At 61.0% G+C, this 20,932-nt stretch carries 23 protein-coding genes and 4 pseudogenes; 20 read left to right on the top strand and 7 right to left on the bottom strand.

What is annotated here, in order from left to right; all coding sequences use genetic code 11:
* Nucleotides 1–148 precede the first annotated feature (148 nt).
* From B4589_RS17195 to B4589_RS17250, 12 genes and pseudogenes are all read left to right on the top strand, one after another.
* Entirely contained in the window at nt 149–589 is a 441-nt protein-coding gene (locus B4589_RS17195) for a hypothetical protein (RefSeq protein ID WP_079235328.1), read from the top strand.
* A 181-nt stretch (nt 590–770) separates the two neighbouring features.
* Nucleotides 771–1,316 (top strand): hypothetical protein, encoded by a 546-nt coding sequence (locus B4589_RS17200; RefSeq protein WP_079235327.1) that lies wholly within the window; start codon nt 771–773, stop codon nt 1,314–1,316.
* Nucleotides 1,317–1,390: 74 nt separating this feature from the next.
* Nucleotides 1,391–1,681, top strand: a complete 291-nt coding sequence (locus tag B4589_RS17205; RefSeq protein WP_079235326.1) for a hypothetical protein — start codon at nt 1,391–1,393, stop codon at nt 1,679–1,681.
* Nucleotides 1,681–2,016, top strand: coding sequence for a hypothetical protein (locus tag B4589_RS17210; RefSeq protein WP_079235325.1), 336 nt, complete (start codon nt 1,681–1,683; stop codon nt 2,014–2,016). The genes B4589_RS17205 and B4589_RS17210 overlap by 1 nt, the downstream gene beginning before the upstream one ends.
* Nucleotides 2,017–2,065: 49 nt before the next feature.
* Nucleotides 2,066–2,647 (top strand): annotated as a pseudogene (locus B4589_RS17215) (helix-turn-helix domain-containing protein).
* 516 nt (nt 2,648–3,163) lie between these two features.
* Nucleotides 3,164–3,670 carry a hypothetical protein gene (locus tag B4589_RS17220; RefSeq protein WP_143414392.1) on the top strand — a complete coding sequence of 169 codons (507 nt, stop codon included), beginning with the start codon at nt 3,164–3,166 and terminating at the stop codon, nt 3,668–3,670.
* A gap of 151 nt (nt 3,671–3,821) precedes the next feature.
* On the top strand, nt 3,822–4,403 hold the full coding sequence (locus B4589_RS17225; protein WP_079235323.1) for a helix-turn-helix domain-containing protein: 582 nt from the start codon (nt 3,822–3,824) through the stop codon (nt 4,401–4,403).
* A gap of 10 nt (nt 4,404–4,413) precedes the next feature.
* The gene (locus B4589_RS17230) at nt 4,414–4,944 is read left to right on the top strand and encodes a hypothetical protein (protein WP_079235322.1); all 531 of its coding nucleotides are present in this window, start codon (nt 4,414–4,416) and stop codon (nt 4,942–4,944) included.
* Between the two features lie 151 nt (nt 4,945–5,095).
* On the top strand, nt 5,096–5,464 hold the full coding sequence (locus tag B4589_RS17235; protein ID WP_079235321.1) for a hypothetical protein: 369 nt from the start codon (nt 5,096–5,098) through the stop codon (nt 5,462–5,464).
* A complete protein-coding gene (locus B4589_RS17240) occupies nt 5,461–6,030 on the top strand; it encodes a hypothetical protein (RefSeq protein ID WP_079235320.1) in 570 nt (189 codons plus the stop codon). Before B4589_RS17235 ends, B4589_RS17240 begins: the two co-directional genes overlap by 4 nt.
* A gap of 118 nt (nt 6,031–6,148) precedes the next feature.
* Entirely contained in the window at nt 6,149–7,489 is a 1,341-nt protein-coding gene (locus tag B4589_RS17245) for a serpin family protein (protein WP_079235319.1), read from the top strand.
* A gap of 1,229 nt (nt 7,490–8,718) precedes the next feature.
* A complete protein-coding gene (locus B4589_RS17250; RefSeq protein ID WP_079235318.1) occupies nt 8,719–9,618 on the top strand; it encodes a DNA-binding protein in 900 nt (299 codons plus the stop codon).
* A gap of 319 nt (nt 9,619–9,937) precedes the next feature.
* Here B4589_RS17250 and B4589_RS18350 read toward each other — a convergent pair whose 3' ends face one another.
* The 3 genes from B4589_RS18350 to B4589_RS17265 are packed head-to-tail and all read right to left on the bottom strand — an operon-like array spanning nt 9,938 to nt 12,207.
* Nucleotides 9,938–11,380, bottom strand: coding sequence for a hypothetical protein (locus B4589_RS18350; protein WP_255246171.1), 1,443 nt, complete (start codon nt 11,378–11,380; stop codon nt 9,938–9,940).
* Nucleotides 11,367–11,777: a hypothetical protein gene (locus B4589_RS17260; protein ID WP_079235316.1), complete on the bottom strand. Its 411-nt coding sequence runs from the start codon at nt 11,775–11,777 to the stop codon at nt 11,367–11,369. Before B4589_RS17260 ends, B4589_RS18350 begins: the two co-directional genes overlap by 14 nt.
* Nucleotides 11,746–12,207: a hypothetical protein gene (locus tag B4589_RS17265; protein WP_143414391.1), complete on the bottom strand. Its 462-nt coding sequence runs from the start codon at nt 12,205–12,207 to the stop codon at nt 11,746–11,748. The genes B4589_RS17260 and B4589_RS17265 overlap by 32 nt, the downstream gene beginning before the upstream one ends.
* Before the next feature lie 246 nt (nt 12,208–12,453).
* On the opposite strand from B4589_RS17265, the pseudogene B4589_RS17270 reads away from it, so the two are divergent.
* A pseudogene (locus B4589_RS17270) lies at nt 12,454–12,771 on the top strand (TFIIB-type zinc ribbon-containing protein); the annotation flags it as partial.
* A gap of 126 nt (nt 12,772–12,897) precedes the next feature.
* Nucleotides 12,898–13,410 (top strand): winged helix-turn-helix domain-containing protein, encoded by a 513-nt coding sequence (locus B4589_RS17275; protein WP_079235315.1) that lies wholly within the window; start codon nt 12,898–12,900, stop codon nt 13,408–13,410.
* A 77-nt stretch (nt 13,411–13,487) separates the two neighbouring features.
* On the opposite strand, the gene B4589_RS17280 is transcribed toward B4589_RS17275, so the two are convergent.
* On the bottom strand, nt 13,488–15,200 hold the full coding sequence (locus B4589_RS17280; RefSeq protein WP_079235314.1) for an L-lactate permease: 1,713 nt from the start codon (nt 15,198–15,200) through the stop codon (nt 13,488–13,490).
* Nucleotides 15,201–15,366: 166 nt separating this feature from the next.
* Between B4589_RS17280 and B4589_RS17285 the strand changes: the two genes are divergently transcribed.
* From B4589_RS17285 to B4589_RS17305, 5 genes and pseudogenes are all read left to right on the top strand, one after another.
* Nucleotides 15,367–15,873 (top strand): lactate utilization protein C, encoded by a 507-nt coding sequence (locus B4589_RS17285; protein ID WP_079235313.1) that lies wholly within the window; start codon nt 15,367–15,369, stop codon nt 15,871–15,873.
* A complete protein-coding gene (locus B4589_RS17290; protein ID WP_079235312.1) occupies nt 15,874–18,057 on the top strand; it encodes an LUD domain-containing protein in 2,184 nt (727 codons plus the stop codon).
* A 170-nt stretch (nt 18,058–18,227) separates the two neighbouring features.
* Nucleotides 18,228–18,596: pseudogene (locus B4589_RS17295) on the top strand (hypothetical protein).
* An 81-nt stretch (nt 18,597–18,677) separates the two neighbouring features.
* Nucleotides 18,678–19,037: a helix-turn-helix domain-containing protein gene (locus B4589_RS17300; RefSeq protein WP_079235311.1), complete on the top strand. Its 360-nt coding sequence runs from the start codon at nt 18,678–18,680 to the stop codon at nt 19,035–19,037.
* Nucleotides 19,034–19,378: a PemK-like protein gene (locus B4589_RS17305; protein WP_079235310.1), complete on the top strand. Its 345-nt coding sequence runs from the start codon at nt 19,034–19,036 to the stop codon at nt 19,376–19,378. Before B4589_RS17300 ends, B4589_RS17305 begins: the two co-directional genes overlap by 4 nt.
* A gap of 102 nt (nt 19,379–19,480) precedes the next feature.
* Here the strand turns inward: B4589_RS17305 and B4589_RS18460 are convergent, their stop codons facing one another.
* Nucleotides 19,481–19,642 (bottom strand): PQQ-binding-like beta-propeller repeat protein, encoded by a 162-nt coding sequence (locus tag B4589_RS18460; protein ID WP_211087929.1) that lies wholly within the window; start codon nt 19,640–19,642, stop codon nt 19,481–19,483.
* An 18-nt stretch (nt 19,643–19,660) separates the two neighbouring features.
* Between B4589_RS18460 and B4589_RS17310 the strand changes: the two are divergent.
* A pseudogene (locus tag B4589_RS17310) lies at nt 19,661–20,029 on the top strand (ArsR family transcriptional regulator); the annotation flags it as partial.
* A 197-nt stretch (nt 20,030–20,226) separates the two neighbouring features.
* On the opposite strand, the gene B4589_RS17315 reads toward B4589_RS17310, so the two are convergent.
* Nucleotides 20,227–20,508 carry a hypothetical protein gene (locus tag B4589_RS17315; protein WP_079235309.1) on the bottom strand — a complete coding sequence of 94 codons (282 nt, stop codon included), beginning with the start codon at nt 20,506–20,508 and terminating at the stop codon, nt 20,227–20,229.
* Nucleotides 20,505–20,885 (bottom strand): helix-turn-helix domain-containing protein, encoded by a 381-nt coding sequence (locus B4589_RS17320; RefSeq protein ID WP_079235308.1) that lies wholly within the window; start codon nt 20,883–20,885, stop codon nt 20,505–20,507. The genes B4589_RS17315 and B4589_RS17320 overlap by 4 nt, the downstream gene beginning before the upstream one ends.
* Nucleotides 20,886–20,932 lie beyond the last annotated feature (47 nt).

The following is a 20,932-nucleotide window of genomic DNA, read 5'->3' on the forward strand; positions in this document are numbered from 1 at the left end:
CCGGCTCTCTCAGGCCGAGGGGCCATCACAGGGGTAGCGGAACTACAAAAGTATCAGATGTAGCGCATAGGGTGAACGGGTACGTTTTGGTGGGGTCTGTTGCCCCCGCGAGGGGGTGGTGGGGCGCATCACGTGCCCCCGATAGTCGATGGCTTCGGAACGACGCAGCAAGTCACGAGCAGCGCATCAGGCAGGAACTACCCCCGACGATGAGGCGCCGTGGGCGGACCTCGAGATGGCGGTTCCGACCGACCGGAATCACGCGTCGGTCGTCGCCCTCGTGGAGTGTGCCCTCGTCGAACTCACGCACGAGACCGTGGGCGCCGTCTTCGTCGCCCACCAGGTCGGGCGGTCGACGCGGACGCAGTACGTCGCCGCCGACGACGTCGGCGAGCAGTTCCAGAAGCGGCACTTCGACGACCGACTGGGCTGGCACGAGACCACCATTTCCCGACGAACTGTTCGTGACGAGCTCATCACTCAGCTCACGCAGTCGCCTTCGACGTCGGCGGAGCGGTCAGGTGAGAAAGCAACCAGCGAGCCAGACACCTTCGTCGTGAAGCCAGTTCGAGAGCTCCGAACGCCGTAGCGGTTAGGCTTAACCAACATTCCGAACCGATACCGACACAGTGTTGGTTAACGCAGGGACTGGATCCACTCCCTCGCCCCACCCACCGCCCTGTACCTCGAGTGAGTGTATCCTGGCGGCCGGTCCGCTCGAACGGCAGTCACGACGGGTTTTATCGAGCCACTGTTCGTCGAGTGCGAGTATGGTCGTCGTCGAGGAGGTCACCAAACTGAGCGAGCGCCGCACCCAAACCTCGTCCGAGGCGTTTCCGGATGATTCGTTGGCTTCGATTCGGTCGGCCGTCGAGGCCGTCCCAGCAAGCGTCTTCGACGGCTCGACGAAACACACGGAGGTCGGCGGGTTCGATGCTGCAATCGCCGACGGCCTCTCGCAGTACGAGTACGAAGGGGACGCCGCCGGCGGCTACAACCCGAACTGCAAGCTCTGGTCGCATCAGGGGTTTAACTACAGCGTCGATCTCTACGACGCCGACGCCCGCATCGCCATCGAGGTCGAGAAGAGCGAGCGGAAGAACGTCAGCGATGACCTCCTCAAGTTCCAGAAGGGGTACCGCACCCAGAAGGACGGCCGGCCAAAGATCGAGTTCGGCTGTCTGGTTGTGCCAGTAAACTATCTGGGCCGGCATAACCTGTACCAGCACAGTCTGACCAAGCTCGACTTTATGAAGGGCGTCCTGTTCATCGACGATGTCGCCGTCATCGGCTATCGCGATCCCCGCCCGGACTAGACGCTGTCTCTCCTGACTGTTTGTCGGCGCCAGGAGGCGTGCAGCGCGCAACAGCGTGCGCTGCGTGACTCACCATGCCGGGTCCCGACCCTCACGACGACACGAGTCGCGACTACGAACGGTTCGAGAAAGAACAGCTCGCCCAGGGCCGCGACGCCGCCGGCGGCGACACGACGGACGTCGACGACAGGACGGCCCAGAACCTGATCAACGACCTCGTCGACGCGGACGTCGTCACTCCGGTTCCTGAAGACCACGTTCTGGTTCACGAGCCGAGCGGCGCCACGTTCGACTCGACGACACAGCTGGCCGTCTTCCACCGTGGCTGGATGGCCAACTGCGACGCCGACGGGGAGGGCAAGTGATGCAGCAGACCCTCGTCGGCTGTGCGTTCTGCGACGCGCCGCCCGGTACCGAGACTGGCGAGGCCCACACCTGGGGGCAAGACGAGCGGATCACTCACCCGATCTGCGTCGACTGCGCGATTCAGACGGAGCCGGATCCCGACGAGCGCGATCACGTCGCCTGTGACGGCTGTGGACTAGTCGTCGACACGCTCGCAGCGCTCACGCGATTCCGGGTCGAACTGGGGCATCTGGAAGGCCCGTTGCAGTTGTGCGCCCGCTGTAGTCCGGGCGGGCTCGCGACGTACTGGACGCGCGACCTTGAGGAGCATCTCGTCGCGACGCCGGCAGAGTGACCCAAACACTCTTTACTGATTCGCTGTAAACTGTAACCAAGACCGAATCGTGTCACGCACCTCAAACCGCACCGACGGCGACATCGTCTAGGATTTCCTCTCGGTCGCGGACCTCCTCGAAGAGCCACAGCTCGCCCAGCTGTACGCGTACCTCGCTCGGGAGGGCGAGGCGACCGTCCAGGACGTGATGGACGACCTTGAGCTCGCTCAGGGAACCGCCTACAGCTACGTCAACCGGCTCGTCGACGCCGGCGTCGTCGACGTCACCAACGACGAACAGCCACGCCGGTACGGTGCTCGGGAGATCGACCTAACCGTGACAACGACCGCGGGCGACCGCGAGTACACGATCACGCCGGCGCTGATCGACGCCGTCGGCCGCCGCGAGACGGACGCCGACATCGACACCTACATCGACCGCCACGGCGTCGCCGGCCTCGCGACCGCGCTCACCTACGCGGTTGCTCGGGAGCGTGGCGAGGTGACCCACCGCCTGATGGCCGAGGATCTGGACGTCTCGCCGCTGGCTGCGGAGATGATCCTCCAGGCGCTCCGCCCCGTCGTCCACGAACATTACGAAATCGAGGAGGCTGGAGCGGGACTCGACGAGCTGGACGTCGACGAGTCCTGAAGCGAGCGGCAGATCACGACTTGGCAACCCTTCCACCGCGCCTCTGTTGAAGTTCTTAACCCGTCACAGATTTGCGGCCGATCGGTAAGTGTAGGAGAACTATTGACTGAGGCAGAAAATAGTTATCAACGGGCAGAACATATTAACAGACAATGGACTCATATCTCAAATTCACTCTCATTGCTTTAGCGAGCATACTGATTGGGATTCCGTTATGGACAGCCATCTTTGCTCCCGAACAACTGTCCGTCACAATATTCACGGAATTAGGATTCTGGATACCAGCAGTGATTGGAATGGCTCTTCTGCTGTTCGGATTTTGGGCTGGCCAGCGAATGGACATTACTTAGTTCGCATACCTTCTGAGCAGCTGTTTCACACTAACTCAGGTGGTGAGAACTCGCCTCGATGTAGTGAGTCGCATCAGTAAGTACAGAGCAACCGTTTACTGAATCACAACGGGGTATAAGTCAGGAACACCCTTTCATTTATTCCGTTCTATTTATAAATTGGAATATGGATTCGATGGGCCGCCGGTCAGCCATTCAGAAGTTCCCTGCTCTCGTTGTAGTCTCAATAGGAGGTTGCCTTGGAGATACCCCACCTTCTTCGACAGGCCCTCCTACCGAATCAAATCCAGTAAGGACGATTGGCCCGACTCAAACAGAGGGTAGTCTAATTGAAGTCTCTATGGGAAACACTTCTCTGGACGATATAGAGCAGGAATTGAGAAGGACTGTTTCAAACCGAACAGACTGTATCGTTGAGAAAATCCCTATCCAACCGTACGATTCGGGGATATTAGTAACCACCCGGACAATTGTACCGTCGATTGACAATGCGGATATTGAATTTCCTTCTCCCTCATATGACCTTATGAAAAAGGTCGCACCGAGCTCAATTATCGTCACTTCTGCAAGCGATTCACCGGATACAGAGGATGAGTATCCTGTCTATATCAAAGCCATTCTTCAGAAAGAAGAACGCGAAGAAATCATTCCTCGTATGAGTGATTCGTGTTAGGTGCGCAATCCTCCTTAGCGGCTGTTTCACACCAACTCAGGTGGTGAGAACCAGCCTCGACGTGGCGCATCGTTCGGAAAGTACAGTACGGCTGCTTACCGAACGACAGGCCCCACAAGCGTTATTACACAATACACAAATTATAGATTGTATGTCGAAGGCTGTGGGAGATCCTGAACGTGCGATGAACGGGTTCATGTCGGTGGCTCAGCTGCTGGAAGAGCCTCGGCTGGCTCGGCTCTACACGTTCATTCTACGGGAGGGTGAAGTGACAATTGACGACACCACCGACCAGCTGGAGATGCCTCGTTCGACTGCCTATTCCGATACGAGCACCTTGGTCGACCTCGGCGTTCTCACGCGTGACGACGACCGGAAAACCCACATCTACACCGCAGTTCCGATTACGCTCACTGCGAATCTCGACGGCGACGAGTACACGATTACACCGACGTTCATCGAGGCGTTCGGACGTGCTCCTCGTGATCAGGATCTTGACCTCCTCCTCGAACGATATGGTCTCGGAAAGCTCGCTGCAGCACTCACGTACGCAATACCCTACACGGAGGGAGAGATGTCGGAACGGGTAGCTGCTCGAGAACTCGAACTCCAGTCCGCGTTCGCGATTGCCGTCCTCCAGGCACTCCGGGAGGTCGTTCTCGATATGGAAGCCCACGATCCGTATTTCGAGGAGATACGCAACGCCCGCGAGACGCCGCCCGAGGACGCCTGAGGGCTAATAAATGAGTGAGTTGTACGACCCGCCGCGAGAGCCGGCAGCGATCGTCGCAGACACCGGCCTCTTCGTGGCCTGTGGCCGACAGCAGAACAATAAGTACGCCGCGCTCGAACGCTTCGTCCGACGAAACGGCCTCACCCTTCTCATCCCGGAACGCATCTACGAAGAGCTTGGAGGCGCCCCAGATCGCAGTACACCGGGACAAACACCAATCGACAGCGCAATCGACAGCGGGTGGGTCACCGTTGCGGATCCTCTGGATTACAGTAATAGCACAGTTGCCACAGTGATGGACGACGTCCGGGGGCGTATTGCGAGCGGCTCGAACCGTCCTGAAGACACCATTGAGAAAGCCGACACTGCACTTGCAGCGGTGACTGTACAGTTGTTGGATAGCGGATCAGCAGCGTTTGCGTACCTCATTACGACGGACGTCGATGCAGGAGAGGCGACCGTTTCTGCCCTCGAAGCACACGGGTTTGGGGAACAGGTAGAATTCGTAGATGGCTTCGATCTGATTAACGAAATCACGTAATACGCAACCCCACTTTCCGGTTGTTCCACTGCAGTTCATGCCGACCTATTTTGATTTCAACAGGGGTCCAACCCTCCATTCACCATCGATGTGCAGGCTCTGCACATTCGGCGAAACAGTTTTCCGCCTATGTGCAGAACGTGCACACAGGATGAGCGCAAGCGACGACCCGCGACGGGTCCATTTCCAGTCACCCGAGTATCTCGTCGACCGCTTGGACGCGATCGCGGAGCTCTTCGACACGGACCGGACCGATCTCCTCGTCGAGGCGATCCGCGAGTACATCGAGGACACTGCCGATAGCGAGACGTTCCAGGAGCTGGTCGCGACGAAGTACTACGACGATCAGCTCGAGTTCGAGACGGTCAAGCAGTTAGTCGGTGCCGAGACGGCCCAGCGGCTCCGCCTCCTCAAAGCGGACCTCGAGGACGAGCCACTCGATCTCGCGGCTCCCGACGACGTCGACGTCTACGATGGCGATGCAACGACGGGCGACACCACTACCGACGACGAGCGATGAGCGGTCGGCGACTGCGAACGGTCGTTGCCGACACCAGTGCACTGGTCAGTCTCGCCGTCCCTCGTGCAGACGCGGCCGTCGACGCGGACGTTCCGGATCCGTTCCAGTATCTTCTCACCTCGTGTGAGGTGTTCGTCCCGCCAGAAGTCGTTGCGGAGCTTCGCGACACCACACAGTATCAGGACATCCACGCGGCGGCGGCGAACAACGTTCTCGCAGCCCGCAACCACTACACGGTCAAGGATCCGTACGAATGTGAGGATACACCAGACTCAAGACCGACGTTCGGCCTCGACGAGGGTGAAACGGACGGCATCGTCCTCGCGAACGTGCTCGCCGTCGACGGGTTTCTCACCGACGAGTTCGGCGGCACGAACTTTCCGTTGATTCACGCCGTACTGGAGGGGCCACGAATCGTCCCGACGCCGCGACTCATCGTCGACTATGCTCGAAACGGGTATCTGAGCCACGATGCAGCTCGAACACTGATCACGACCATCAGCCCGCATCGGAGCTGGGAGAACAGCCCCTACGTCACGCAATTGCTCCAGCGCCTCGACGCGTAACCGGTCGTCGAGTGGCGACGCCGAATATCCCGCCCCGCCGCCGACTCTTGAAAGGTCGCTCAAAAAGTGGTTTGTGCTTGCAGAAGATACTCGACGCTACCTGCTGAACCCGACGCGTATGGATCGCCGTCGCTATCTCTCCGTCTCGAGCGCCCTCATCGCCGGTGCCCTCGCTGGGTGTACAGCACCAGCGACGTCGCACGCCGACATCAGCGCGGATGCGCCGTCGACACCTGCCCTCCAGCCGGACGTCGACGACGACACGCTCGATGACCTCGTTACTGGAACGAACACGTTTGCGCTGGACCTGTTCGACGAGCTCCGGACAGCTGATGCCGCCGAGAACCTGCTGGTCTCGCCGATCAGTGCGACAATTGCGCTGGCGATGACGTACGCTGGTGCCGGCGGGAGCACTCGCGAGCAGATGCGGGAGTCCCTCGGGTACACACTCGACGACGACCAGCTCCATGCGGCGTTCAACGACCTCCAGCGAACGCTGTCTGATCGCGACGAGAACATCGACGAGGACGATCTCCCGTCAGACTACGACGACGGCGACGAGCCCGTTCCCTTCCAGCTCTCACTCGTCAACGCTATCTGGGGGCAAGCGGGGGTTCCGTTCCGGGACGAGTACCTGACCACGCTCGAGAACCACTACGGCGGCGGCCTCAACCAAGTCGACTTCGTTGAGAACCCCGACGGTGTCCGCAAGGCGATCAACGCGTGGATCGCCGACCAGACCGACGACCGAATCGAGGAGCTGCTTCCAGCGGGATCGGTTTCCTCCCAGACCGTACTCGTCCTGACGAACGCCATCTCCTTCATGGCGAACTGGCGCCACCCGTTCGACGAGGACCGAACGGAGCCCGCCGAGTTCACCGCACTCGATGGCTCGACGAGCACGGTCCAGATGATGTCACAGGACGTCCAAGTGCCGGCGGCGACCGTCGACGGCGCTCAGGCCGTCGAACTCCCCTACGTCGGTGGGAGGACGGGTATGCTCATCGTCGTGCCGCCCGCTGGCGAGTTCGAGGCCTACGAACGGGCGTTCGACGCCGAGCGACTCGGCCGAATCGTCGACGCGCTCGAACCGCAGCGTGGCTACGTCAACCTCCCGCGGTTCGAGTTCGACTCGGAATGCACGCTTGAGCAATCCCTAGAGGCGCTGGGCATGACCGATGCGTTCGACCCGAATGCGGCGGAGTTCTCGCGGATGGCCGATCTCTCAGAGACTGGCGGCAACCTCTTCGTCGACCAAGTGTACCACGACACGTACGTCGCCGTCGACGAGCAGGGCACCGAAGCCGCGGCGGCGACGGGATCGGTAGTGAATTTCGTGTCGCGTCCACCGACGGTACTCGACGCCAATCGGCCGTTCCTCTTCGTGATCCGCGACCGGCCAACCGGGACGGTGCTTTTCACGGGGCATGTTGTCGACGCCAGCGCGGCACAGGAGTAGGAGATTCATTGACGGTACTGAGGCGTGCTGAAACGCGGGTGGAGACAGGACAGCAGCGACGGTTCGCCGCCATGTGACCGCGTGAGACGCCATCTCGCTACCCTCGTTCGCTCCGCTCACGATACGCCGCTGCCGCCTGCCGCGTCGCTCGCGATCGGCGTGTGGGATCCGAATCGTGCGATTGTGCCGCGAAGACTTCCAGTCCATCCTGACGCAGCTGGATCGATTTCTCGGTGTGTGAGTCACGTCCGTTTGGGGGAGCCTCCTCGGGTTGCGCGCGCTCCGGCCGACAGGGACCGGTCCTGCCGGGCCCGGGCTTTCGCGCTGCCGTTGCGTCTGCGACGGACGGGGCACGGTCACGGGACCGGGTCGGGCCGGGTGCAGTCGCCCGATACCGGTCGCACCCGACAGCGGGCCTGCGAGCGCTCGGCCCGCGACCGGGATTGACCGGAACCGGACCGACTGCATCTGCACCGGCCGTTGCGTCGGCGCGCCCCCACCACGGTCGCGCCGACGAACGGCGGTGCAGACGTGGCCGCCTGTGCGGTCCGGGACGGGCTGCTCGCCGCTCGGGCTGTCGCCCTCGTCCCGATTTACCGCCGGGCTGCCGCGGCTACCGGGGTTCGCCGTGCTCACCCCGGTATGCCCCGGGTCCGGGCGTTCCTCGGGCATGGCTGCGCTGCCGGCCGGGCATCCGCTCGAACTCGGTCGCGACGGGGTGGGCTGCCGCGGGCGTGCCGTCCGCGGCCGGCGTGCCGCGCGAGGCGTTTCCGTTGCGTCTGCGACGGACGGGACAGGCTCGCGCGGGACCGGCCCCGCACGGGGCCGGCGGGGCCCACCCCTCTGCGTCCCTCGCTGTGGCCGTATCCGGGGCCGTTCACCACCGTATACCCCCCGGCCGTGCCGCCTCGGCGCCGCGACCGCTGCCGTTGCGTCTCACGACGGACGGGTGTCGGCGCGGCGCCGACCCGCGGTGACCGGCTGGGTATACGGCGGTGATCGCGCGCTCACCTCGAGCTGCTCCCCCGCACTTGGGTGGCAGGGGATGTCGTCGGCGCCGCGCCGCGCCGGACGGCGTCCGGCGTGAAGGCGCGGCGCGGGCGCCTCGGTGCCGGCAGCCGTCGACAGCGGGTCGATGGCGGCGTCGCTGGTGAGTGTCGGTCCGTGAGAAACCCGCGATATGGGTCGCGGGTGGCGGCGCGTCAGCGCCTTCGGAGTTAGTGAACTCCATGTCCAGTAACAACGCGAGCGGAAAGGTCGTTTCGGTGGATGAACAGGCATTCGAGAACGCGGACGAGCAGGCAGTCGATGCAGACGGCGTCCCGGTCGTCGACGAGACGACGACGTTCGAAGCGACGGTCGAGCAGGAGACGCAGGCGAAGGTGGATGCGAATCACCCGGAGGGGATCGCGGACACGAACACCGAGCGGATTCACGGTGTCACCCTCGAACAGGAGGAGCGCATTCGGGCCCGGGAAGCCGAACTGGAGCGCATCAGTGCCCAAGCCGAGCTGGGCACGCAGGACGGGCGGGCGCAGCGCACGCGGGCGGTCGCCGCTGAAGGGAGCACGGAACGCCGGCGGGAGTTCCAGCAGCGGGCGGCGAGCGTGAACCCGATGGCCGACCCCGAACGGGATGATCCCCGAGCGGCGCTCTCCCAGGATGAACTGGCGACGGTAAACACGGAGGCAGATCGACTCGCGACGCGGCTGGATGGCTGGTCGCGGGCGGCGATCAGTCGACGGCTGGCCGAAGCGATCGTCGACGGCCGAGACCTGACGAGTGCGGTCGTCCGGGTGTTCGAGGAGCTGCAGACGGCGCCCACGGGCTCGGTGCCCATCGACGCGCTCGAGGACGTCGATCGCGGCACGGTCACGATCGAGGGCCGTGTGAAAACCCTCTGGGACAGTGATTCGCCGGCCATCCAACAAGTCGGGCTAATCGCGGACGAGAGCGGGCAAACGAAGGTGACGATCTGGAAGGCATCGGACGCCCCGTGGATCGAGGAAGGCGAGCGGGTGCGCATTCACGAAGCGGCCACGAACTGGTACGAGGGCCGGATCTCGGTGGCCGTGACGGGGTGGAGCAGTATTCACTTCCCGGAGCGCGGCCGCTGGTGGGACGCATAGCCAGTCGGCGTACCCCTCTTTTTTGCTGTGTGCCGAACCGACCCAAGCCCCGCCGCCCCACCCTCCGCTCCGTGCTCGCTCCGTGAGACTCGCTGTTGCTCGTCTCACGTGCCCTCGTTCGCAGTGCTCACGAGGACTTCGCTGCGCGCGCAGCCACGACCTCGAGATTCGGTCTGATATTTATCCCAGAAACCGGGGGAAGGGTACCCGACCGGGCGTGTTTGTCCCACCGCACGAGCGGTGCGGGCGTGCCCACGCTCAGAGCTACGCATGAAAGTAGAAGGGGAGTGACGGCTATCAGTCAGGCATCATTCGTAAACTAACATAAGTTGGAGAGCTCTTCGTCCTCTAACGAAAGAAACTCTGTGACGTAGTTTTCTAGTGTTGGGTTTTCAGCTGCGAAGAATTCCACGGTTTGGAAAATCTCTCTACTAAATCGTTCATAGAGCCGTAATATATCGGGGTCGAGAAGCTCGGGGGTAGATGACACCAGCTCCCTTTGGGTCAAAGTCTGAATACGGTACGCGAACGAGAGATGAGCATTCAAGCCTAACAAAAACACTGACAAACTAGACTGTCGACTCTGGTTGGGTTGAGCAATATTCTCAGCACTCACTTTCGAGAAGTCGAAGTCCAAGAAATGGTTCTTGTCTAACACCAATTCGTCTGGCTGTATTTTGTGTTCGCTGTTTACAAGACCAATAATACGGATAAGACAAGGAATACACTCACCACAGTTGTAAGGGTGGCCGGCAGCGTCCTTTCCTTGTGACAATTCACGCGGATGCGGACATGTTCGAGTGAAGAAGATATCCGCCTTGTTTGGGATACAGTCGACAACCTCCTTCTTCGTATAATCAAGGAACGGATTACTGATTTCCAGCTTACGGTCCGGGAATAGATCGTCAAAAATGCGATTCAAGCTCTTTACGAATAGCGGGTGAACTGTGCGAGTCGTCGTCCAGCCAGATTCCAGCGATGAGAACCGCGATAGAACGCCATTCTCAGGAACGTAGATATCATCAACATCGAGGGCCACCGCGACAGCGGCGGCGAAAGCGAAGTACATGAACGAACGAGTGAACTGTGTATCCTCATATGCATAGAATTCTTCGTCGACACCTATTGCGGTCAGATCACCATCAAAGAGATGGTCAAAATTTCGCACTAGATGACCGACGTTTCGACCATGATCCACACTGACAAAGTGTGGATTGTACCCGTCCTCAGCGAGGTGAAATCGGCCACCCAAACTATCTAACCCACCAGAAAAAAGGGCGACAGAATCAGCCTCAGGCACTTGATCACGATATCCATCAGTACCATCGTCAATAGACTGGTTTTCGTCAATCGCATCGATGAACCGATACTGGAAATTATCACGCGAGATGAAGCTAATAGCGTGATTCAATTCAGACTCTATTGGTCGCCATTTCTCCACGTTAGCAACAGGGTGCAAAATCTGTATCTGCCGTGATTTCAGCATTTCCTCTCCATCATCCTTCGCGCCAGTAGGCCCCCGCTTCACCAAACGATCTGCAGCATATGTACCGAGTGCGAGCTCCACCAATGCCGTGACTGTTGGAGGGGGGCTCTGTCCGAACAGGTCGTTTAGAACCTCCTTCGTGTACTTGGTTAGACGACCGTCCTCCGTTTCAGTCTCGGTGCGATAATCGTCAACGACGATTGTATAATCTGAGTCAGCTTCGCTAAGATTTGATCCAGTCCCGGACTTGATCAAGAATCGCTTAGTTCCCTTCAAAGTCCTCGTCCTCCCATGCTTCAATCATCTCGTGCATAGTATCTCGGATCATTTCCTCTACATCCTCATGCTCTAGTAGCTCTACGTCGGCATCTTCGAAAATTGGAGCGAGTTCGGGCTGGTCTTGGATCTTTTCGACCAGTTCATCTGCTCGACTGGCACACTGGTCTCGCAGCTGCTCTTCAAATTCTTCTAACTCTTGATCTGTATTGACGTTCTGGCTGAAGTGAAGCTGAAGGGCAGAGTCTGACTCAGGATCATTTGTAGCTGCCTCGATCTCCTCGTTAAGCAACTGAAACAGGTACTCCCGAAAGTATACCCGGAAGAATCCTTCAACGCCATGGGCCTCTACGAACTCGTCTATATTATTTTGAATTTTGGTGTCGTTCAAGAGCATCAGCTCCTTCGGTCATGATGTCACCCATCGCACTTTCCATTGCTCGTTCTGCAGACTCTGAAAAGGCTCGGTCTGTGCCTTGAGACCCCTCTGCGAGGCCACGAGTAGCTGCCTCTTTCGAAGCCTGCTCAACGACGGCTTCAGAGGCACCAGCTGCAACGACCTCTTTTGTCACAGAGGTACCGACATCTTTGGTAGCGGACTCAACTCCGTTCTGGTGGCTTTTTATGATGAATTCCGAACCATATCGGACCGCTAGGTATGCTGGAACTTTGGCTGCCCCGTTCGGTTGAGCAGCCAGAATCATCTTAAAATAGATTTCACTTGTCCTAGCAGCATCCTTATCGCCCACAGCATCAGCCAATTCGCGTTTCGCATCCTCATAACCAGCGTTGGATGCCCCAGATTGTCCCCGGGTTGCCGTTCCCATACCACATTATTGCTATTGTGTATTATAATTCTAATTATTGGATGATCTCGTCGTTATCAGAACGGTATGAAATGTCCAGAGAAGACCCAGACTCGAACATCAGCAATATATTCTCGATTCGTTAATTGCTGTGGCAATAGCTCAACCTTGGATTTCGTACTCTGCGTGTAGGGCGAGGAGTCTTTTGGCCCCTCAATGGGTGAGGGGCTCGCTGTACTGGCGGGTTCCCGAAACACGGTGAGAACGATGGCAACTAGAGACATCTACGAGAGCGGCTTCGACGAAGACGTCCGAACGGAATCGAGTGCGAACCAGTGTCCCGAGTGCGACGGCCGGGTCACCACGAACGCGGTCGAAACGGTCTGCGAGGACTGTGGTCTGGTCATCGACGAACAGCGCATCGATCACGGGCCAGAGTGGCGGGCGTACGACGACGAGGAGTGCGAACGAACGGGCGCCCCACTCACGGCGGCTCGCCACGATCGCGGCCTGTCGACGGAGATCGGTCGCGGCACCGACGCGAACGGGAACGAGATCTCTGGGCAGAAGCGACGGCGCCTCGCCTCGGACCTCGAGTGTCCGGGCGCATCAGGAGACGTTAGAGGAACAAGTGGTCCGATCGAGGTGTGAGTAGAAGAAAGAATGGTTTTCTGAGGAAGCTATTTGTTTCTCCGATGCGTAACCTCCCCTATGACCGAGACGTGGGACGACGTCAACGAGCAGGTCAAAGCGGACTGGAAAGACGACGCCACGCCGTTCGAGCGGGTGTACGAAATCGTCGAACAGACCCACGACGGGCAGTCAGCGGCCGAAATCGCCGACCGCGCTCTCGTGAGCGAGCCGACGGCACGTCGACACAGCAAGACACTCGTGAACACTGGATTCGCCGAGACGGAACAGGACGGCCAAACAACGCTGTACAAGCGAAACAGCGACCGGGTCTTGATGTCCCGGATCCGCGAGCTTCGTGAGGAAGTCGATCGGCCGGAGTTGCTTGACAGCATCAAGGAGATGAAGGCCGAGATCCGGCGCCACGAGGACCGCTACGACGTGGTGTCACCGGAGGAACTTGCCCAGCAACTCGACGCCGACGAGACGGAGGGCTGGGACGACCTGACGGCGTGGCGAACGACGCGGCAGAATCTCGCCGTCGCGCAAGCCGCACTCGCCTACGATGAGGCCAGCCACCAGCTCGCCGTATGAACGACGACGACCGCGCCGGCGAGTACGGACCGATCTATACCGGAAGCAGCGGAGCCCCGGTACGTTGTCGACCGGGGTCAGAACAGGCCGGGAACCAGAACGTACGTCAGTAGCATCCCGAACAGGCCGGCGAAGACGGCGAACAGCGCCATTGGGATGATCGCTTTCCGCAGGAGGTCGCCTTCACGCCCAGTGATTCCAACGACACCACAGATAGCGGCCACATTCAACACCGAGACCATGTTTCCGAGGCCGCCGCCGACGTTCTGCAGGCTGACGGCGATCACACGGGAAACGCCGACCGTCTCGGCGGCGTTGTACTGGAGTACGCTGAAGAGGATGTTCGAGGACGTGTTGCTCCCCGTCATGAACGAGCCGATAGCGCCGATCCACGGCGAGATGAGCGGGAGTAGGCCGCCGGCGCCCATCGCGAGCGCGCGGCTGAGGGCCTCCATCATGCCGAGGAGATCGGCGGTGTTCGTCTGCGACTGAATCATTATCTGCGTCATCGAGACGGCGATAATGAGCGTGAGGGCGGCCGGAGCGATCTGCTGGATCGACCGTCGCCACGCTTCCCCCATCTGTGTGGTGTCCATCTTGTGAAGGAAGCCAGTGAGAATCGCAATGGGGATGAACGGCATCGTTCCGGGGAGATAGAGGTACTGAAGGGTGTATCCAAGTTCAGTACCGAGGATCGAATCGAGACCGACGGAGAAACTCTGGATCCAGTCAAGGACAGCGACGCCGGCGACGGTGAGGTCCGGCCACCGCGTGACGAGCAGTGCGAGCGCAACGAGCAGATACGGTGTCCACGCCAACAGCACGGACATCTCCTGTTTGGGTTGATCACGGGACACCTCGTCAAGATCGAGGCCGCCGAGCCACGTGTCGCTCCATGTCGATTCCTCGGGGAAATCCCACTGGTCATCAGGGATGAGGATATCGTTGTTTGCGAGCAGGAGACCGATGCCGAGTACTACGAACCCCGCGGCGATATCGGGGAGTGCAGGCCCGACGAACCACGCGATTACCAGCTGTGTGCCACCAGTGACGACGCCGAGTACGAGCGCGAACGGCGCGATGGGGAGAGTACTACGCATGGCGGCTCCAATGCTGCGTTCACCGTCACCGCTCCCGAACCAGTACGTCAGGAAGAACACGCCGAGCAGTCCCCAGAACACGTACGTCAGTCCCGTGATGACGCCAGTCCACGCAGAGACCATCGAGAGGAACTCGGATACACTCACCGACCCGGACAGCGCTGGGTCAATGACGGCACCGGTGCCGCCGATGACAGGCGTGCCGGCGGCACCGAACGGCGGGTTCGGGGCGTTGAAGTAGAGCCCGAACACCGCAGCGGCCAATGGGGGGAATCCGAGGCCGATGAACAGTGGTGCGGCGAGTGCTCCCGGTGTCCCGAACCCGGCTGCACCTTCGATGATGGTCATGAATCCGAGACCGATGAGCAGCACCTGGATGCGCCGGTCTCCTTCGATCTGCCCGAAGTACCACCTGATCGTAGCAATAGCGCCACTGCCCTCCAAGTAGTTCATCAGGAGGATCGCACCGAAGACGATGAGGATGATGTCGACGGCTTGCAGCGCGCCGTAGACGGCCGACGCTACCAACCAGGTGGGCTCCATGCTCCAGTACGTGAGTCCGATTCCGGCCGCGAGCAGCCACCCGACACCCATTGCGCGAGCGGCGGACCACCGGAACCCAGCGAGCAGTACGAACGCGATGCCGATCGGGACGACGCCGACGAGAGCTAGTGTGAGAACATCAGGCATGGTTGGATCTCTCCACTATTGGTCCATCGAACAACCAGCCATATGTAATTTACTTTCTATATGATATATGCCTGTAGATACGGCCGGCGGATATTCATAACGAAAGAAAGGAGATGTTTAGGCCGGAGAGGAAACACCCATTAACTGTTGGTTCAATTTTGAGAACATGTCAGCCGAGGCAATTGCGACCTTCGAGTCGTCGCTCGACGAGATCGGCGTCGAACTCGTGCGAACCACGGCCGACGAGTTCGCGTCGACGCTTTCACCCCTGCTCGACGCACCCACGGTCGGCACCTCACTCCCCTTCGAGACCGTCTCGCTGCCCGACAGGGTCGATACCGATCCGTCGATCGCGGACCTCGAGGCCGCGGCGACCGGCGTCACTGCTGCCGGCTACGGTATCGCCGACTACGGCTCGGTGATCATCCAGGGCGGTACCGACGGCGAGGAGCCGGTGAGTCTCTATGCGGACGAACACGTCGCCGTCGTCGCCGCCAGCGACGTGCTGCCGGACATGGACGCGACGTTCGACCAGCTCGCCGAGGATATCCGGAACGGCGTCGGACAGTCCATCATCGCGACGGGGCCGAGCGCAACCGCGGACATGGGCTCGCTCGTGACGGGCGCTCACGGCCCGATGGATGTGACGGTCGTACTCCTGGAGGACAAGTAGATGAGCGCCGACACCCGCCGGCAGAAGGCCGAGCGCATCCGCCATCTCCTCGACACCGAGGGCGACGCCGTTCACGAGAACACCCAGGTCTTCAACGAGGGCCGGTACGAGTCCACCGCGAATCTCGATGACTACGACGAGTTGAAAAACGAGGCTCGTGCCATCAAGGAAGACGCTATCGAACGCCTCCCTGAACTGGTCGACCAAGTCACCGAGGCCGTCGAAGCCAACGGCGGCAGCGTCTACGTCGCCGACGACGCCGCCGACGCGAACCGATACATCGAGGAGGTCGTCGACGGCCGCGACGTGGTGAAGTCGAAGTCGATGACGAGCGAGGAGATCGAGGTCAACGAGTCGCTTGAGGCACGCGGCGGGGACGTCTGGGAGACCGACCTCGCAGAGTTCGTCCTCCAGGTCGCCGACGAGGCCCCCTCACACATCGTCGCCCCGGCGATCCACAAGTCCCGCGAGGAGATCGCAACCCTGTTCAACGAGGTGTTCGACCCCGAGGAACCCTTGGAGACTGCCGAGGAGCTGACGCGATTCGCTCGTGAGTACCTCGGCGAGAAGATCCTGGACGCCGAGGTCGGGATGACGGGCGCGAACTTCGTTACCGCGGACACCGGCACGCTCGCGCTCGTCACGAGTGAGGGGAACGCCCGCAAGTGCGTGCAAGCGACGGACACCCACGTCGCAGTCGCGGGTGTCGAGAAACTCGTCCCGAGTGTCGAGGATCTCCAGCCGTTCGTCGAACTGATCGGGCGGTCCGGGACCGGCCAGGACATCACCTCCTACGTCTCGCTGTTCACCCCGCCGAGTGACTCCCCCACGTTCGGCGGGAACGAACTCGAATCCGGCGACGACCGCGAGTTCCACCTCGTGCTCATCGACAACGGGCGGATGGAGATGCGCGAGGACGATCAGCTCCGTGAGACGCTGTACTGCATCCGGTGTTCGGCGTGTGCGAACTCCTGTGCGAACTTCCAGCACGTCGGCGGCCACGCCTTCGGTGGCGAGACGTACTCCGGCGGCATCGCCACCGGCTGGGAGGCCGGCGTCCACGGCGAGGACAGCGCCGCCGAGTTCAACGACCTCTGTACGGGTTGTAGTCGGTGTGTGAACCAGTGTCCGGTGAACATCGACATCCCGTGGATCAACACGGTCGTCCGAGACCGCATCAATCGCGGGAAGGACGGCGACCTCGACTTCCTCGTGGAGGGGCTCACCCCGGACGAGGAGCCTGGTGGGGTCGACCTCCAGAAACGGCTGTTCGGGAACTTCGACACGCTGGCGAAACTCGGGTCGGCGTTCGCACCGCTCTCGAACTGGGCCGCACGGACCGGTCCCGCGCGCTCGCTGCTGGAGCGAACTCTCGGCGTCGACAGCCGCCGCGAACTCCCGGAGTTCGAACGTGAATCACTCGTGGAGTGGTTCGAGAAGCGGGGGCCACGCGTCGGTCGCGACGAGGCACGCCGACAGGTCGCGCTCTACCCCGACGCGTACACGAACTACGTGCGCACGGAGCGCGGGAAGGCTGCCGTCCGCGTCCTCGAGGCGCTCGACATCCGCGTCGACGTTCCGCCCGCAGGCGAGAGCGGGCGCGCCCCGCTCTCACAGGGGATGGTGTCGACGGCCCAGTCCAACGCCAACGCCGTCTACGACGCGATCGCGCCCGCCATCGCGGCAGGTCACGACGTCGTCGTCATCGAGCCGTCAGATCTCGCGATGTTCCACCGCGAGTACGAACGGCTCCTTCCGGAAGACGACTACGCCGCGCTGCAGGAGCACAGCTACGAACTCATGGAGTACGTCTACGGCCTGCTAGAGAACGGGGCGGACATCGATGTACTCCCTGGCGGCGACGACGAGCGGATCGCCTACCACAGCCACTGTCAGCAGCGGACGCTCGATCTCGAACCGTACACGGTGGCGGTGCTCGAAGACTGCGGGTTCGACGTGACGACCTCGGACGTGGAGTGTTGTGGAATGGCTGGAAGCTTCGGCTACAAGTCCGAGTACTACGAGCTCAGCGTGGACGTTGGCGAGACACTCGTCGATCAATTCACCACGGAAGACACCGCGGACCGTACTGTCGTCGCCAGCGGGACGTCGTGTCTCGAGCAACTCGACGCACTCCTCACGCGCCGGCCCGCACATCCGGTACGGCTACTCGATACACAGTAGTCCGGCCCGGATGAGAGGTCGCTATAGGGTGTTCCGGCGGCAGTAGTCTTCCCTTCCAGAGCTGTTCGGTCGGGGAGAGCGGGATGATTAGTGTGCTGTCACACTAACCGTTTCGCGCGGTAGCCTTCGTTTCTGGCAGGAGTAGGAACCGGAGCGACGCTGAAAGCAAGATGTCGGGGAAGCAAGCGAACATTCCTGCATGGACCTGCCAAGAACTCAACGGATGTGCTTTCTTCGACGCCCCGCCCGGTACCGAGACTGGCGAGGCCCATACCTAGGGACAGGACGAACGGGTCAGCCATCCGATCTGTGTCGACTGTGCGATCCAGACGGAGCCGGATCCCGACGAGTGCGATCACGTCGCCTGTGACGGCTGTGGGCTGGTTGTCGACACGCTCGCAGCGCTCACGCGATTCCGGGTGGAACTCGGGCACCTAGAAGGCCCGTTGCAGTTGTGCGCCCACTGTAGCCCAGGCGGGCTTGGGACATACTGGACGCGCGATCTCGAAGACCCCCTGGTCAAGATGCCGGTGGAGTGAGCCCATTCCCCACCTCTCGGTATGGAAACCCTCCGCCCCAAGTAACAAATGTGCCAAACAGCTATGTTCCAACAACAGCCTATGTCGAGCGGCACTATCGATATCGACGAGTTCGAGGACACCGACGCCGACGACTTCGAGGAGCGGAACGACACCGAGCGGATCGTACTGTTCCTCGACGAGCATGACGACCGGGCGTGGAAGGCAGCGACGATCGCCGAGCGACTCGGGTTGGAAACGGACGCTGTCAGCGCGATTCTCTCGCGCCTGAAGGAACGAGGGCTCGTCCGGCACAAGCGCCCGTACTGGGCAATCACGGACGACAAGGAACGGCTCCAGTCGGCCTACCGGCTCCACCGACAACACAAGACTGCAGACGAACAGTACGGTGATGAGCGTCTTGCGGAACTCCAAACCGACGAGATGGAGGACGTGCAGTGACGGCGTTCGGGGATCTGGAACGCGGCGACATCGTCTGGGCGAGTGATCCGCTCTCAGAGAAGGGTCGTCCGATGCTCATGCTTGGAACCCCGCAACTCCCGAACCACGGGACCCAGCTCATCACAATCCTCCTCTCAACGAAGACCTATCACGAGGAATCACTCACACTCCGGGACGATGATTACGAGGGCGAGCCACTCGGTGAACGAAGTCATGCCCTCCCGTGGTCGCTTGTGACCCTCAACAGTGCGGCTGACGTCGAGCACTACCCGACCTCTCTCGTCGACGACCGCACCGAGGATGTGGCGAGCCAGCTGGTCGACTACATCTCTTCTTCCTGACCGGATTAGGTACTGCCAATAGCGATACCGGGAGCAGTGTGATCCTCGACTCTCGAATTGTTGCCAGGGAATTCGTCCTTCTCGAGGCATTCCCCGACCCGCCTATTCGTTCCCGAGTGCGTACACGTCGCCGGCGTTCGTCGCCACGAGGACGGCGCCGTTCGCAACCGTCGGCGCGGCATTAATCCCGCCCAAAACGACATCAGTGAAGTTCCAGTCTCGCGTTTCGAAGGACCACCGCTCCGTCCCATCTGTTGCTGCCACCGCTCGAACGGTCCTCCCGTCACCGACGACGAGCAGCCTCGGCAGTATGCTGCCCGGGAGATCGACCTGACCGTGACGACCGCCGCGGGCGACCGTGAGTACACGATCACGCCGGCTCTCATCGACGCCGTCGGCCGCCGCGAGACGGACCCCGACATCGACATCTACATCGACCGCCACGGCGTCGCCGGCCTCGCGACGGCGCTTACCTACGCGGTTGCTCGGGAGCGTGGTGAGGTGACCCACCGGCTGATGGCCGAAGACCTCGACATCTCGCCGCTGGCTGCAGAGATGGTCCTCCAAGCGCGCCGGCCCGTCGTCCACGAGCACTACGAGATCGAGGAAGCCGGGGCGGGACTCGACACACTCGACGTCGACGAGTCCTGAAGCAAGCAGCATGTAGCGACTCGGCAATCCTGCCATCGCTGCTCTGTTGAAACCCTTACTCCTGACAGATTTAGAGATAGTCGGTAAGTACAGTTTCGCTACTTACTGACCTACGCCAAATCTATTACCGATTGGAGGTGCAACAGAGGTCTTGCTTCGTAACAGGAGGGTATCGTCCCGGCCGTCGCGTCCCGTTCCTACCGCTGAACATATAGTGAGTAGAGGATCACCGCCAGCCCCGTCGCGACGAGCAAGCTATTGATCACGATCCCCTGCTTGAGTGTAAGCCCGACGAACTGGTGAGCGACACCGGCGAGGAACGCCCCGAGCGTGATGGTTCCGAACCCGACCGCGAGCGCTCGGAGCGCCGGCTCACCAGTCCGGCGGAAGGCTCGGAGCGCGATCAGGGTCACACCGCTGCCCAGCAGCAGGATGATCGTCTTCAGCACGATAATCGCCGTGTCGACCATCATGCTCATAGCTCGTCACCCATGTCCGACCAGAGATCGGCCAGTCGTTCGTCGGCGCTCTGTGACTCCCGGTCCATCGACACTGCGAACGTGTCGTCGTCCTCGATCGAGATCGTGACCGCGGAGATGTCCCGCTCGTAGCGTGTTCGCCGGCCGCCGTCAGCACCGATCTGACTCCGCTCGTGGACGAGCGCCGCCTGACTCAACAGGTCCAGCTTCCGGTACAGGGTCGATTTGGGGATGTCACAACTGTCACTCAGGTCGTTTGCTGTCATTGGTTCGGAGAGTTCGGCCAGTATCGTCCGGCACGCCTCGTCGTCCAGCGCCCTGAGAACGTCCTGTACCGCAGGGCCGGCGTCGTCGCGTGCTGGATTCCTATCCGTCATCAGTCACGTCGTCGTCGGGTTGATTGCCGCGTTCTCGGCGTCCACGC

Source organism: Halolamina sp. CBA1230, assembly GCF_002025255.2.
In the GTDB taxonomy this organism is placed as follows: Archaea; Halobacteriota; Halobacteria; order Halobacteriales; family Haloferacaceae; genus Halolamina.